The sequence below is a fragment of the Antarctobacter sp. genome (genome assembly GCF_034670325.1).
Classification (GTDB): Bacteria; Pseudomonadota; Alphaproteobacteria; order Rhodobacterales; family Rhodobacteraceae; genus Antarctobacter.
The window spans coordinates 1-13773 of record NZ_JAXMNR010000011.1 but is presented as its reverse complement, the minus strand read 5'-3'; the positions used below and the strand labels follow the sequence as shown (position 1 = coordinate 13773).

Sequence of the window (13773 nt, the reverse complement as noted above, 5' to 3'; positions counted from 1 at the left end):
TCGTTCAGATGAAAGTAACGGCGCCCGGCAGGGCCTCGACCGAAGCGGTCGCTCCGGCTGGCGGCGCGGACAGGTCAGAGGGGATGGTCAATCGGACCGGACCGCTGGCCGAGGCAAGGTCGATCTCAAATGTCTCGCCCAAGTAGTTGACCGAGGTGACGGTGCCGGCCAGCGACAGGGGGCCGTTCGGACTGTCGCCAAGGCGCAGCCGTGACGCGCGCAACACCATTTTGGTTGCGCCATCCGGCGCACCTTCGCAGCGCACGCCCTTGGAGTGAAAAACACCGTCCTCGACGGATCCGTTCAGCACGGTTCGGGCGCCAAGGAACTTGGCCGTGAATGCCGATTTCGGCGCATCGCACAGTGTTTGCGGGGTTCCCAGCTCCGAGATCAAACCGCCGTCCATGACGGCTATTCGGTCCGACATCGACAGGGCCTCTTGTTGGTCATGCGTCACAAAGAGAGTCGTGATCCCAAGGCGTTGTTGCAGGGTACGGATTTCGTCGCGCATCTCGGCCCGCAGGTTTGCGTCGAGGTTCGACAGGGGTTCGTCCAGCAACAGAACTTCGGGTTCGATCACCAGCGCCCGGGCGAGGGCGACACGCTGTTGCTGGCCGCCTGACAGGTTGCCGGGCAGGCGGTCGGCGAAGGCCCCCAATCCGACAGTGTCGAGGGCAGCGCGGGCGCGTTCCTGCCGTTGAGGCTTGGGCACGTTGCGCATACGCAGACCAAAAGCAACGTTTTCCAGCGCCGAGAGATGCGGAAACAGCGCGTAGGCCTGAAACACCACGCCGATGTTACGCTTGTGCGGGGGCAGTCGCGTGATGTCCTGCCCGTTCAGCATGATATGGCCAGAACTTGGCTGGATGAACCCCGCGATCATACGCAGTGTCGTTGTCTTGCCGCAGCCCGAGGGCCCCAGCAGCGACAAAAGCTCGCCTCGGGCGATCTCAAGCGTCAGTTCATCGACAGCGACCGTGTCGCCGTACATCGCGGTAATCGCGTCCAGAATGAGGTAGTTGCGTTCACGCATGCGTGGTGTCCTGATCTGCTGAAAAGACGACAAGACGGCTTTCACTGTGGTGGATGGCGACCGTCGTGGCACGAATGCCGGGGTCGGAAAGCGTCGTGGCCGGATAAGGGAGAAACTCGGGGCAGGGGGCGGCCTGTATGGCAAGGCGCAGGGCCTGACCCGGGCGCAGACTGTGGTACAGGCCCTCGAAGACCAACTGGGTTAATCCGCTTCGCAGGGCTGTAGCGGTTGTCGCCAGCGCCGTGGCGCGGCCCGCTTCGTCCACAACCGACAAGGAGGCCGCTAGTCCGGGATGCGGGCCGTCCACTGAAAGGGAAATTTGTGCCTCGATCCGGTCGCGCAGCTGCATCGGTTCTGAAAACGGTGCGGTGGTGTAGCAGGCAACATCTGACCTGTCGTGCAGCGGGCCGTGATTGACCGGACCAGAGGGCGGGACCGTTCCACCGTTAAGAGGGGCTTGGCGCGTGGGATCAAAGACGATCATATCCGTGCCAGCCGTCGCTGGATTCAGCGTCAGCCTGCCGTCGGTCAAAAGCGTCGCGGCCAGCCCCGTGGACCCGAGGTGGTAGATCTGTTCACACACTCCGCGAAGGGAAATTGGATTGTCCCAGCGTTCAGTGCCAGCGTCGTAGGCCGTAATCGCAGCAGGGGCGTCTCCCTGACCTTTCAGGTAGTGATCAAAAAAGGCCAATTGGGCGCGATCGACCGAAAACTCCGCAGTAGGACCCAACCGGGCTGCTCCGGCAGATCGGTTCCAGCCGATGTGCCCCCATGGCCCAAGTATGAGATGTGTCGTGTCTGGCGAAACGTCTCTAAACGCGCGGTCCGCTGACATTGTACCGCGCAGCAGGAAGTCGGCTGCGCCCGCGGTCTGTAGTAGCGGAACGGTCGGGGGATCGGGCAGCATGGCTGCGGGATCAGCGCCGGCCTGTCCGACAGCCCAGCGGCTGAGATGAGACAGGTCAGGACGCGTCATGAGAAAATCGAAATGGGCTTTCCACCCGCGTTCCGGAGCCAGTGCCGCAAGGGCGGTCTCGTCACTGTGCCTTGTGGCCTTCAGCCGGGCCATCTGAACGGCCCAGCCTGTCGACAACTGGGTCCGGAATAGATCACCCTCTGACAGCCAATCCGAAAATGGCGACCAAGAGGCCATAGAAACGGCCATCGCGTCGGGCCGTGCCCCGGCCGCCAGCATGAGAAACTGTGTCGTACCCTGATAGGAAAAGCCGTAGGTGCCGACCTTGCCGTTGGCACCGTCCAATCCACGCGCCCATTCCAATGTTTCGGCACCGTCGGATGCTTCGTGGACAAAGGCATCAAAATCGCCGCCAGAGTCGCCTGTACCGCGGACCTCTTGAATAACGACGATGTATCCGCGCGCGGCGTACCATGCTGGATGCGCCAAGGCGACAGTCGAGGCGATGGCCCGTCCGTAGGGCTGGCGCATCAACAGGACAGGAAGCTCTTCTTGTGTTTCGGGTCGCCAGATGTCGGCGGCAAGCACGGTTCCATCCTTCAGCGTCAACTCGCTGAGGACTGGTCCGCGGACCGATAGCAGGGACTGACTGGATGACTCCGCCATGTCAGGCACCGTTAAACATGGTCTTTTGCGTGACACGCTCGATGGGGAAGTCGCGCACCTCTTTCAGCAGGGCAACAAACCGGTCGGCTGCCCGGTCGAGCACTATCGTGCCTCTGTCGGCATCGGCGGCGGCGGCATTTCCACATGCCCCGGAGGGGTGCAGATCCTGTGTCTGCCAGCCATATCCAATCCGGCCTTCGGGTGTCAGGATGCCGCCAGATTTCTCCATCTCGACGGACAGCGGCACAAAGTCATCCGCTTGGTCCATATCGACGAGGTCCGGGTGCAGCGACAGCAGCAAAGACGTCTCAAACTCGCCGCCGTGGATGCCGTGTTTCATCTCTTGCGGGTCGAAAAGGTCTGTGGAGTCGAGATCGGCGGAGGCGCTGGCACTGACCGCGAACATGCCCAATTTTACACGCAATTCGCGGCAGACGATCTCCATCACCTGGGGTTGGCCACCGTGCCAGTTGGCAAAAACCAGCTTGCGGCAGCCGGTGCGCGCCACGCTCTCTGCGATTTCATACCAGATGCGTGCGAGCGTTTCGTGGCTGTGCGTCAGGGTGCCGGGAAACTCTAGGTGCTCGACTGATTTACCGACCGCCTGCATGGGCAGGATCAGCGCGTGCAGATCGTCGGGAATGCGCTCTGCCACCCGCTCCATGATGCCAGCGTTGATGGCGCTGTCGACGCGAACGGGCAGATGAGGTCCATGCTGTTCTACGGCGGCAGTTGGCAGAACGGCGACAACCTGGCTCATATCCAGTTCGGAGAAATCCTTGGTGGACAGGTCCCACCACCAGTTCGACTTGAGCTTCATGTTCGGCAACTCCGTCAGGTGTTCATGTGATTCACCTGACTGTTGACGAGAGTTTTGTTGCGATAAAAGAGGTTAAATTAGAAGGTTGCGTTGCCTTAATGGCAACGATTGTGGTGCGGGCGTCCGTGCGTAGCGCTGCCGAACAAGAAGGTGGTTCCGTAAAAACGGCTCTCGAAAAGCCGTGGTAAGGTGCTAAGATTGGCGCTGAAAGTGATAATATTTGTTTTGTTTTCAATAACTTGCCGGTGTCTACTTGATCCCAGGACCACTAGGTTTGGGGCGTGTGATATTGCAGTTCAAGGTTCGGAACTTGTCGCCAAACGCAATCAACTCATCGCGTTGCCGGACGAGACCGCAAACCTTTACGCTTGAACGTGGAAATGCTGCGGTGCCGCATTGGTAGGCGAAACGGGTGGCACTGCGCGAAAAACCAGCGACGCTTGAATAAGACCGACCCGACTGATTGGGGTCTCCGATCCTGTTTTTCGGGAGAAACGGGGATACTCCGTGATAACTCCAGCACTGTGCCCTTTATTGCCTGCGTTTGGGTGACGGTTCCGATCTCGGGCCTGCGAAAGCCGAAGAACGGTTCATCGGTGTGACAGGTGGAGCAGGACTCGATTGACGCTCCAATCGACTCGAAATTTGATGTGGGTCTGTCCAGCGGTTGGCAGATCTGCGCCAGTGGGTCAGTGCCGCGTCAAATGCTGGGCGCTACACTGCGTCGTGCAATCCGGTAGCGGCCAATCAAGCCCGGTGATCTGCACCCTGAGCAGTGAGAGGCCCACAATCAACAGCGTTTAATCGTCGGGGCCAATCCCGAAAAATGACAGATACTTGTCGATGGCGCGCGCAATTTCGTCTTCGGGGTTTTCCGGAGCGGGCATGCGGTAGATGTGCTGGCGAATGCCGATGTAGACGATGCCACCGTGCAGGTTCCAGACATCCTCCATCGTCGGTCGCGACGTGTTGCGCGCCAAATTCTCGGTTTCCGCCAGCAACGGGCGCAAGATCACGTCACCCAGATGTTTGAGATACCGGTGGTTCAGCGACGCGCCCGCCAGCCCCGAGAACATGAAGATTCGCATCCAGGCCCGTTCAAAGATCAGCGCACTGTATTCACTGTAAAAGGCCAGAAGGCGCTGGCGCAAAGGCACGCTGCGGTCAGTCAGTCGTTCGGGCCAATCCGTTGAGAGACGGCCAATGTAGACCTTTTCATAGACGGCCTCGATCAACTCATCTTTCGTAGAGAAGTAATTGAAAAGAAGGGATTGTGTGACTCCCAGCCTCTTGGCCAGTTCGCGCGTCTTACCCTCCAGCCCGACCTCCGCAAAATACTGAACCGCCTCGTCGACGATCTGCTGCCGCCGTTCGGCGGGGGGCAGGCGGCGACGGGGTGCGCTGTCGTCTGCGGCCATGTCGCTCTTGTCGTTCCGTCCGTCCATGCAGCCTCCGGCGGTATGTGTTGCCCAGCAAATTTCTACTTGCAACGACTCACTTTTAAAGATCATCTGATCAACAGAATTGATCAAGCGCTTAATAAGGCGCTGATGGACCAAGCAGGGAGGACGCCATGAAGGCATCGGCGGGCGGTTACGCCCGGGCAGAGAGCGTGCGCCACGCACTTGATCTTCTGGTCGGGTCGGACGGTCAGGGGCGCGTGTTGGCGGGTGGGCAGAGCCTGATCGCCGCGATGAACATGCGGCTTTCGACGGGCGACCTTCTGGTAGACATTTCGCGGCTCAGCGAAATCTCTGGCATCGAGGTTGTGGCGGGTCGCCTGCGCATCGGGGCGCTGACGCGTCATGTTCAGGTCGGGGCCGATCCGCTGGTCCGCGCGCATGCCCCTTTGCTGGCCGATGCCGTCACCCACATCGCGCATGCAGCAATCCGCAACCGTGGAACAATTGGCGGCGCGTTGGCGCATGCAGACCCGGCGGCTGAGTTCCCCGCATGTGCGCTCGCGCTTGGCGCAGAGCTGCATGTCGAAGGACCGGACGGCGGCCGCAGTATCGCGGTCGAAGACTTCTTCGAAGATGTCTTCTCCACCGCGCTCAATGAAAATGAGATTTTGACTGGGGTGTCTGTACCGGTGGCCGAGGACGGCGAGCGCCAGATCATCGAGGAGGTCGCCCGGCGTTCGGGTGACTACGCCTTGACCGGCCTATGCCTTGTAAAGCGCGCCGCCGGTCATCGCATAGCGCTTTTTTCGGTCGGGCCGAAACCCGTTCTGGCGACCGGTGCGGCGGCGGCGCTCGACTCTGGCGATCTGGACGGAGCCGTTCTGGCGTTGGCGTCAGAGATTGATCCTCCTTCCGACACGCAGGCCAGCGCCGCCTATCGCCGCCATTTGGCTGGTGTCCTATTGCGACGCGCCGTGGCCCGCATCGAAGGAGAGACAGCATGACAGAGGTTTTTCGCGCCAAGGTAGACGTGTCGGTGACCGTCAACGGCGAGCAGGTCGAGGCCCGCGTGCCCGCCGGCCAACACATGATAGATTTTCTGCGGCTGGAACTGGGGCTGACCGGCGCTCATGCCAGTTGCGAACATGGTGTCTGCGGTGCCTGCACTATCCGGGTGGACGGGCAGGCGGTGCGCGGCTGCCTGATGTTGGCGGCACAGGCGGACGGGGCCGAGGTCTGGACTGTCGAGGGGCTGACCGACAGCGCCGCCATCGTTGACCTCCAAGAGGCTTTCGTCGCACGCAACGCGTTGCAGTGCGGGTTCTGCACGCCGGGAATGCTGGTCGCCGCCGAAGAGCTTTTGTCCAAAGGCGGAGTGCTGACGCGCGACGAGATCCGCGAACATATGTCGGGCAACTATTGTCGCTGCACGGGCTACGAAGCCATCGTGGACGCGGTCGAAGGCGTGGCCCGCGCGCGCGCACAGGACGAAAACGGCGCAGGCACCGGAAAGGGCGCGGCATGACCATTCAGTTCAACAACCCGGACCGCCCCAATTCCTACATCGGAAAGACCGTGCCGCGCCCGAATGCCACCAAGCTGGTGCAGGGACGGGGGCGCTACGTCGATGACATCGTGCTGCCACGGATGCTGCACGTGGCCTTTGCCCGATCGCCCTATGCCCACGCCAAGATTGGCGCAATCGACACCGCGGAAGCCCAAGAGGTGAAGGGGGTGCTGCGGATCTTCACCGGCAAAGACCTGACACAGCATTGTACCCCTTGGGTTGCTGTTCTGGCGCATCTCAAGGGTCTGAAATCGCCTCCCGAACATCCCATGGCCGTCGACCGCGCCTGCTGGGTCGGTGAACCGGTGGTGGCCGTCGTCGCCAACACGCGCGCCGCCGCCGAGGAAGGGGCGGCGCTGATCGAGGTCGATTACGACCCGCTGCCCGTCGTCACCGATACCATGACCGCGCTGGACAAGGCCACGCCCGTCATTCACCCCGATCTGGGGGACAACCTTGCCTTTCAACGCCTGCACGAAGAGGGCGACGTCGATGCGGCGATGGCCTCGGCGCACAAGGTCGTCAGCGCCAGTTTTCGCACAGCGCGCCATACCGGCGTGACGCTGGAGCCGCGCTCGATCCTTGTCGACTGGAACCCGGCTGAAGGGCAGATGACGGCATATCACGCCACGCAGGCGCCGCACATGATGCAGACGGTCCTCGCCAAGCATCTCGACATTCCCGAAAGCCGGGTTCGGGTGATCTGCGGCGACGTCGGCGGCTCTTACGGGATCAAGGTGCATGTCTACCCCGACGAGGTCGCCACTGCGACCATCGCCAAGATCATGGGCCGTCCGGTCAAGTTCATCGCCGACCGGCTGGAAAGTTTCACCACCGACATCCACGCCCGCGACCACGAGATCGAGGCAAAGATCGCTGTTGACGCTGAGGGCAAGATCCTTGCCATCGACGTGGATGACTGGACCGGGATCGGACCCTATTCGGTCTATCCCCGCACCTCTGCCATCGAGGGCAATCAGGTGGTGAACCTCTGCGGCGGACCCTATGATTTCGCCAACTACCGGGCGCAGACCACCGTTGTCTTCCAGAACAAGACGCCGACCTGCCAGTACCGTGCCGTGGGCCATCCCATCGCCGTGGCGATCACCGAGGGGCTGGTGGACATGGCCGCCGCCGCCATCGGCATGGACCCGGTCGAGATTCGGCGCCGCAACATGTACCGCGATGACGCCTACCCGGTGACCTCGCCTGCCAAGATGCGGTTCGAAGGGCTGTCGCACCATGCCTCTATGGACAAGCTCATGGAGATCATGGACTACGACGCGTTGCGCGCCGATCAGGCCGAGGCTCTGAAGCAGGGCAAGCGGCGCGGCATCGGCATCGCCTCGTTCATCGAACTCACCAACCCCTCACCCTTTATGTATGGCATCGGCGGGGCGCGCATCTCGGCGCAGGACGGCTGCACCGTGCGGATGGACCCGGACGGGTCGGTTGTGGCGCTATCGGGCGTGACCGAGCAGGGGCAGGGCACCGAGGCGATGTTGTCTCAGGTCGTGGCCGAGGGCGTCGGCGTGACCCCGGACAACGTCCGTGTCATCACCGGCGATACCCAAGTCACGCCCTATGGCGGTGGCACATGGGCCTCACGCGGGGCGGGGATCGGCGGCGAGGCGGCGCTTCAGGCAGCCAAGGCGCTGCGGGAGTCGATCCTCGAGGTCGCGGCGGCGATGTTGCAGACCGACAAGGGCAAGCTGGACATTCGCGCGGGACATGTGGTCGACATGGACAGCGGCGAAGAGCGGATGCCGCTGGAGGAACTGGGCCGCATCGTCTATTTCCGCGGAGATACCCTGCCCAAGGGACTGCCACGCGAACTGGTGCAGACCCGGCACTATATCACCATGGAATACCCCTTTGCCTTCACCAACGGCGTGCAGGCGTCTTATGTCGAGGTCGACATCGACACTGGCGTCGTCACCCTGCTGAAACATTGGTGCGTCGAGGACTGCGGGAGGGTCATAAACCCGCAGTTGGTCGATGAGCAGATCCGCGGCGGCATCGTACAGGGGCTGGGCGGCGCGCTGTACGAGGAAATCCACTACGACGAGGACGGCCAGCTGCTGAACGGTTCGATGGCGGATTATCTTGTCCCGATGGCGGCAGAGATGCCGGACATGGTCATCGCCCATGTCGAGACGCCGACTCAGGAAAGCGAACTGGGTGCCAAGGGTGCCGGCGAGGCCGGCACTGCCGGTGCCCCCGCCGCCGTGATGAACGCCATCAACGACGCGCTGCGCCCGCTGGGGGCGCAGGTGACCGAAATGCCCTTCACCCCGGAACGCATCCTGCGGGCGCTGGGCACTATTCACGACTGAACCAATCGGGCGCACGGGGAGCGCGCCTTTCCAAGGGAGGAAACACAATGAAACTCACGGCCATCACCACGGTCACCGCCATGCTTTTGGGCGGCGCGGCCTTTGCGCAGCAGAGCATCACCGTCAACATCGGCTCTTCGCACCCAGAGGCCAATATCTGGGTCTACGCGATGAAGAACACCTTCCAGCCAGAGGTGAACCGCATTCTGGCCGAGAACGGGGGCGAGTACTCCGTCAACTGGGTCGAGAGCTATGCTGGCACGCTCTACAAATTCACCGACACGCGTGAGGCCGTGATGGACGGCATCGTGGACGTGGGCATGGTTGGCACGGTCTGGGAAGGCGCGAACATGCCGCTTCAGAACGTCACCTACTTCACGCCCTTCGCGACCGAAGATCACCGCATGATCATCGAGATCTTCGACGATCTGTCCGAGAACCTGCCCGAGCTCAAGAACAGCTAGGCCGCGAACGGCATGGTTCACCTGTCGTCGCTGATCACTGACAGCTACGACATCTACGCCACTTTTCCTGTTTCCTCGATGTCCGATCTGCAAAACCGCAAGCTGAACGCGCCGGGCACATCGGCCAACTGGCTGCGTGAGACCGGCGCCACGCCGGTGGATGGGGCGCTGACCACCTATTACACCAACATCCAGACCGGCGTGACCGAGGGCACCCTGTCCTTTGCCTCTGGCATCCTGCCGACCCGCGTCTACGAAGTGGCGCCGGAACTGACCCGCGTCGGCATCGGCTCGATGTATTTCGGCGGGATCGCCGCCAACAAGGACTTCTTCGACGGTCTGCCCGCCCCGGTGCAGGCGGCCTTCCGCGAGGCGGCTCAGGCCACATCGGGTGCGCATGGTGACTATGTCGCCGACCTTGCCGCACGCGCGCTGGACGAGATGCAGGAGGCGGGACTGACCATTCACCAGCTGCCCGATGCCGAAAAGGCCAAGTGGGTCAACGGCCTGCCAAATATCATCGAGCCTTGGCTGGAACAGACCGGCGAAGACGGCAAAACCGTTCTCAAGGCTTATTTCGCAGCCCTGCGTGAGCGCGGCGTGGCCCCGCTGCGGAACTGGGACGAAGGTCTCTGATCGAAACGTGACAGACAGGCACCCGCCCGGCAATCTGATGTCGGGCGGGTGCGCTTTTGAAGGCAGGATCGGGTATGAGCAAAGACAACACGGCCGAGTTGGACGACGGGTTTGTCCCGCCCTTTTCTAAGGCACCTCTGGGCGCGGTGCTGGGCGGGTTCGCGGCGGCCATGTCTGCGGTCGGGACTGCGGCCATCGGGGCGCTGATGCTGCTGATCGTGGCCGACGTCATCGGGCGCAACTTCCTGAACCTGCCGATCACTGGCGTGTCCGAGATCGCCGCGCGGTCGGTCGTGGCCATCGTATTCCTTCAGGTTCCAGCCGCCATCCTACAGAAACGTCTGACACGTGCCGATTTCCTCGTCCGGCGGATTGAACGGGCCTCGCCTGCGGCGGTCGCGCTTCTTGAGGCGACCTTTTGCATCGTCGGGGCCGTGGTCTTCGCGCTGATCTTCTGGTCCTCCTGGCCCAAGTTCATTCAGAGCTGGCACAGTGCCGAGTTCTTTGGTGTGCAGGGTGTCTGGACCATCCCGACATGGCCCTTCCGGGCGATCACCGTGCTTGGAGCGTTTACCGCCATCCTCGCCGCGCTCTACCGCGCGGTTTCGGATCTGCGCAGCATGGGAGGCGCGAAATGACCACGCTTGCATTTGGTTTCATCCTGATCGGTGTCCTTGTCTTGTTGGTGCTCCTAGGCATGCAGATCGCCTACGCGCTCTTCGGCGTGGCCTTCGTGGGCATCTGGCTGATCCGGGACAATATCGGCCTTGCGTTCCGCATGCTGGAACTCACGGCCTATTCGGGCATCGCTGATTATCTTTTCGCCACCATCCCGCTGTTTGTCCTGATGGGTCTGCTTGTCAGCGTTTCGAACGTGGGCCGCGACACCTTTGAGGTGGCTGAGGAACTGCTGCGGCGCATGGTTTGCGGTCTGGGGGTTGCCACGGTCGCGGCGAACACGATCTTTGCGGCGGTAACGGGTGTTTCCATCGCATCGGCGGCGGTCTTTACCCGCGTCGCCGTGCCCGAGATGACCCGCCACGGCTATCGCCCGGCCTTCTCTGCGGGGACGGTCGCGGGCTCGTCGGTCCTTGGCATGTTGATCCCGCCCAGCCTGTTGCTGATCATCTATGGCGTGCTGGCCGAGGTCAGCATCGGCGGCATGTTCATTGCCGGAATCGTTCCCGGACTGTTGCTGGCAGGTGGTTTCGTGGCGATGTTGATCTGCGTGACGATGCTGTTCCCCAGCTTCGTGTTGGAGGATCCCGACAGCGTCAAGGCGCGCCGTCTGGACCGGGATTTCAAGCGCATGCCGTTGGACCGGATGCTTTTCAAGCTGATCCCCATCGTGCTGCTGGTGATCCTTGTTCTGGGCGGGCTTTACACCGGCTTCTTCACCCCGACAGAGGCCGGGGGCATCGGTGCTTTTGGGGCGTTTGTCGTGGCCCTGACGCGTCGCAGTCTCAACTGGCACAAGCTTTGGCAGGTGATGAAACAGACCGGCGTGATCTCGGTCTCTATCCTGCTGTTGTTGATCGCCGCCTCGTTCTATTCTCGGATGCTGGCCATCGCCGGACTGCCCAACGCCATCGCCGGGCTGGTCACTGACTCCGGGTTCGGGCCAATCGGTTTCATATTCTTTTATGCGCTGATCATTCTGCTTATGGGCATGATCCTCGATAGCACTTCGATCCTGCTGATTATGGTGCCGATCGCTGCGCCGATCGCGCAGGGCATGGGAATAGACCTGCTGCATTTTGGGATTGTCACCGTGCTTGCCGTCGAGATCGGACTGCTGACGCCGCCATTCGGAATTTCCGTCTTCACGGTGCACAACACGCTCAATGATCCCAACGTCTCTGTCGAACAAATCTTCGGCGCTACGTTGCCATTCATTGCGGTCATGCTTCTTGTTCTGGTCATCGTTGTGCTGTTTCCGTCCACGGTCACTGTCTTTCTCTGAGTTCGATGGGCAACCGTCTCCTGAGAACAGGAGAAACGCACTCTATGAACTGCAAACCTTAGACGGCCAACGAAAGGGGTGAGAGAGGACAGCACATCGGAGTCTTTGGTCGGCCGCTTGGCACGAGGGCAGCGATCTGCCGTGCGGGCGTCATGTGCATCCGCTGGTCAATGCCAGCCGCACGGCTTCACGTCAGAACGTCCTCGTCGGACGTTTTGACGTGGGAGACTGAACACCCACAGGTCGCTCAGCTGGTGCAAGCCACGTTTTCCGGCACGTCCAGTGCCCCCCCCCTTCTGCTATCGTCCTTGGCTCAACAGGACCAGGGCGTGTGGGTCGCAGATTTTGATGCGTTTTCGTTTGCTTTCGACCAGTCCGAGTTTTTCCCATCCGCTGAGCAGGCGGCTGGCGGTGTGCAGGGTGGTGGCGGTCAGTTCCGACAGGTCCTGGCGGGTGATCGGAAAGTCGATCTCGATGCCGCCGTCGACCTTGCGGCCGGTCTGGTTGACCAGCCGCAGCAGCGCGTTGGCCACCCGTTGTTCGACCTGCTGGGTGGCCAGTTCGACGATCCGGGTGTTCATCTCTCCGACGCGGTGGCCGAGGGTCTTGTAGGTCTCGGTGGCAAAGCCGTCATAGTCGGCCACAAAGGTATCCCACAGCCGCGTCGGCCAGCTGAGCGCGATGGATTCCGTTGCCGTCACCGCCGTTGCGGGATAGCTGTCGCGCCCCAGCGCGCGGGCGATGCCCAGCAACTGCCCCGCCGGGATGTGCAACGCCGTGACCTGTTCGCCGGTCGCCGTGACCCGCACCACGCGGACATAGCCATCCAGCAGCATGAAGAAGCGTTCCGCCGGTTCGCCTTCGTCAAAGATATGCGCGCCGGGGGCGTAGCGGCGCGCACTGGCCTGATCCAGAATCGTGCGGATCTGACGGCGCTCCAGCCGTGAAAACGGCGGCAGATGCGTCAGCAGGCTTTCGTCCAGCCGGGGCAGCGTCTTGCGGGGGGCGTCCTGATCCATCGTTTCCCTCTGCCATATCCTGCGCGGGCGCGCCAGATCGGGGAACGGTCAGCCGCCGCCGGGGCCATCCCCCGAAACGTTGCGCCAGCGCAAAATGCGGTTGGCGCAAACCGCTAGAGTCCGGGTCAACCGATCACATTGAATGGAAAGATCCGATGATCCGCACTGTTACAACCGCCCTCACCTTTGCCGCCCTGATGGCGGGCGCGGCGTTTGCCGAAACCCATGACGTCCAGATGCTGAACAAGGGCTCTGACGGGGACCGCATGGTGTTCGAGCCCGCCTTCGTGCAGGCCGCCCCCGGCGACACGATCAGGTTCATCGCGACGGACAAGGGCCACAACGCCGAAACCGTCAAGGGCATGATCCCCGAAGGCGCCGAAAAGTTCGGCGGCAAGATCAACGAAGAGATCGAGGTCACGCTGGAGGCGACAGGCGTCTACGCGGTGATGTGCAAGCCGCACTATGCCATGGGCATGGTGATGACCATCGCCGTGGGCGACGTGACCGCGCCCGAGGGCTTTCTCGAAGGCCGCGTGCCGAAGAAAGCCAAAGAGCGCTTTGAGGCACAGCTCGACAATCTTTGACCCAGGTACACGGCGCGCGGGCCTGCTGCCCGCCGCCATTTTCCCCAGGAGGATCCCATGACCAGATTCATCAACCCCGGCCTTGTGAAAACCAGCCGCCGCAACGTGCTGCGCGGCTCCGTGCTGGCCGGTGCTGCCGCGATGACCGGGGCTGCCGCGATGGCGGCCACCCGCGCGCCGATGCCGCTCAAGGCGGATGCGACCTCTGCCCGGCTCTACAAGGCCGCGGGCGAGGCGACGGTCGAGAGCACCGCGAAACCGGCGGACCTGACCGGCTACACCCGGGTCCGTCAGGAGCTTGTCGCGCCGCCCTTTGCCCCCGCGCATGAGCAGGTGGCCACCGGCGGGCCCAAGATCATCGAG

Annotated in this window: 13 protein-coding genes and 1 pseudogene; 9 read left to right on the top strand and 5 right to left on the bottom strand. The window is 62.2% G+C overall.

Features of this window, described 5'->3' with window-relative positions; genetic code table 11:
• Positions 1-4: 4 nt before the first annotated feature.
• The 4 genes from VOI21_RS21485 to VOI21_RS21470 form a co-directional block, all read right to left on the bottom strand.
• Entirely contained in the window at positions 5-1033 is a 1029-nt protein-coding gene (locus tag VOI21_RS21485) for an ABC transporter ATP-binding protein (protein WP_323772013.1), read from the bottom strand.
• Positions 1026-2615 (bottom strand): CocE/NonD family hydrolase, encoded by a 1590-nt coding sequence (locus VOI21_RS21480; protein ID WP_323772012.1) that lies wholly within the window; start codon positions 2613-2615, stop codon positions 1026-1028. Before VOI21_RS21480 ends, VOI21_RS21485 begins: the two co-directional genes overlap by 8 nt.
• 1 nt (position 2616) lies before the next feature.
• A complete protein-coding gene (locus VOI21_RS21475) occupies positions 2617-3435 on the bottom strand; it encodes a creatininase family protein (protein ID WP_323772011.1) in 819 nt (272 codons plus the stop codon).
• Between the two features lie 800 nt (positions 3436-4235).
• The gene (locus VOI21_RS21470; protein ID WP_323772010.1) at positions 4236-4880 is read right to left on the bottom strand and encodes a TetR/AcrR family transcriptional regulator; all 645 of its coding nucleotides are present in this window, start codon (positions 4878-4880) and stop codon (positions 4236-4238) included.
• A gap of 128 nt (positions 4881-5008) precedes the next feature.
• Here VOI21_RS21470 and VOI21_RS21465 point away from each other — a divergent pair, with 128 nt between their 5' ends.
• The 7 genes from VOI21_RS21465 to VOI21_RS21435 all read left to right on the top strand — a co-directional run bounded on the left by VOI21_RS21465 (position 5009) and on the right by VOI21_RS21435 (position 11804).
• Positions 5009-5842, top strand: coding sequence for a xanthine dehydrogenase family protein subunit M (locus VOI21_RS21465; RefSeq protein ID WP_323772009.1), 834 nt, complete (start codon positions 5009-5011; stop codon positions 5840-5842).
• The gene (locus tag VOI21_RS21460; RefSeq protein WP_323772008.1) at positions 5839-6363 is read left to right on the top strand and encodes a (2Fe-2S)-binding protein; all 525 of its coding nucleotides are present in this window, start codon (positions 5839-5841) and stop codon (positions 6361-6363) included. Before VOI21_RS21465 ends, VOI21_RS21460 begins: the two co-directional genes overlap by 4 nt.
• Entirely contained in the window at positions 6360-8741 is a 2382-nt protein-coding gene (locus VOI21_RS21455) for a xanthine dehydrogenase family protein molybdopterin-binding subunit (RefSeq protein ID WP_323772007.1), read from the top strand. Before VOI21_RS21460 ends, VOI21_RS21455 begins: the two co-directional genes overlap by 4 nt.
• 47 nt (positions 8742-8788) lie before the next feature.
• A complete protein-coding gene (locus tag VOI21_RS21450) occupies positions 8789-9205 on the top strand; it encodes a hypothetical protein (protein ID WP_323772006.1) in 417 nt (138 codons plus the stop codon).
• A gap of 12 nt (positions 9206-9217) precedes the next feature.
• The gene (gene dctP, locus VOI21_RS21445) at positions 9218-9841 is read left to right on the top strand and encodes a TRAP transporter substrate-binding protein DctP (RefSeq protein WP_323772005.1); all 624 of its coding nucleotides are present in this window, start codon (positions 9218-9220) and stop codon (positions 9839-9841) included.
• 74 nt (positions 9842-9915) lie between these two features.
• Entirely contained in the window at positions 9916-10479 is a 564-nt protein-coding gene (locus tag VOI21_RS21440; RefSeq protein ID WP_323772004.1) for a TRAP transporter small permease, read from the top strand.
• On the top strand, positions 10476-11804 hold the full coding sequence (locus VOI21_RS21435) for a TRAP transporter large permease (RefSeq protein ID WP_323772003.1): 1329 nt from the start codon (positions 10476-10478) through the stop codon (positions 11802-11804). Before VOI21_RS21440 ends, VOI21_RS21435 begins: the two co-directional genes overlap by 4 nt.
• A gap of 299 nt (positions 11805-12103) precedes the next feature.
• Here VOI21_RS21435 and VOI21_RS21430 read toward each other — a convergent pair whose 3' ends face one another.
• A complete protein-coding gene (locus tag VOI21_RS21430; protein ID WP_323772002.1) occupies positions 12104-12823 on the bottom strand; it encodes a Crp/Fnr family transcriptional regulator in 720 nt (239 codons plus the stop codon).
• Positions 12824-12978: 155 nt separating this feature from the next.
• On the opposite strand from VOI21_RS21430, the gene VOI21_RS21425 reads away from it, so the two are divergent.
• Positions 12979-13410 carry a pseudoazurin gene (locus VOI21_RS21425; protein WP_323772001.1) on the top strand — a complete coding sequence of 144 codons (432 nt, stop codon included), beginning with the start codon at positions 12979-12981 and terminating at the stop codon, positions 13408-13410.
• Positions 13411-13467: 57 nt separating this feature from the next.
• Positions 13468-13773, top strand: a pseudogene (locus VOI21_RS21420) (nitrite reductase, copper-containing); the annotation flags it as partial.

Coding starts and splice junctions, on each gene's coding strand:
- dctP (WP_323772005.1), top strand. CDS start 9,218: ATGGTTCACCTGTCGTCGCTGATCACTGACAGCTACGACATCTACGCC.
- VOI21_RS21455 (WP_323772007.1), top strand. CDS start 6,360: ATGACCATTCAGTTCAACAACCCGGACCGCCCCAATTCCTACATCGGA.
- VOI21_RS21430 (WP_323772002.1), bottom strand. CDS start 12,823: ATGGATCAGGACGCCCCCCGCAAGACGCTGCCCCGGCTGGACGAAAGC.
- VOI21_RS21440 (WP_323772004.1), top strand. CDS start 9,916: ATGAGCAAAGACAACACGGCCGAGTTGGACGACGGGTTTGTCCCGCCC.
- VOI21_RS21470 (WP_323772010.1), bottom strand. CDS start 4,880: ATGGACGGACGGAACGACAAGAGCGACATGGCCGCAGACGACAGCGCA.
- VOI21_RS21480 (WP_323772012.1), bottom strand. CDS start 2,615: ATGGCGGAGTCATCCAGTCAGTCCCTGCTATCGGTCCGCGGACCAGTC.
- VOI21_RS21450 (WP_323772006.1), top strand. CDS start 8,789: ATGAAACTCACGGCCATCACCACGGTCACCGCCATGCTTTTGGGCGGC.
- VOI21_RS21435 (WP_323772003.1), top strand. CDS start 10,476: ATGACCACGCTTGCATTTGGTTTCATCCTGATCGGTGTCCTTGTCTTG.
- VOI21_RS21465 (WP_323772009.1), top strand. CDS start 5,009: ATGAAGGCATCGGCGGGCGGTTACGCCCGGGCAGAGAGCGTGCGCCAC.
- VOI21_RS21475 (WP_323772011.1), bottom strand. CDS start 3,435: ATGAAGCTCAAGTCGAACTGGTGGTGGGACCTGTCCACCAAGGATTTC.
- VOI21_RS21460 (WP_323772008.1), top strand. CDS start 5,839: ATGACAGAGGTTTTTCGCGCCAAGGTAGACGTGTCGGTGACCGTCAAC.
- VOI21_RS21425 (WP_323772001.1), top strand. CDS start 12,979: ATGATCCGCACTGTTACAACCGCCCTCACCTTTGCCGCCCTGATGGCG.
- VOI21_RS21485 (WP_323772013.1), bottom strand. CDS start 1,033: ATGCGTGAACGCAACTACCTCATTCTGGACGCGATTACCGCGATGTAC.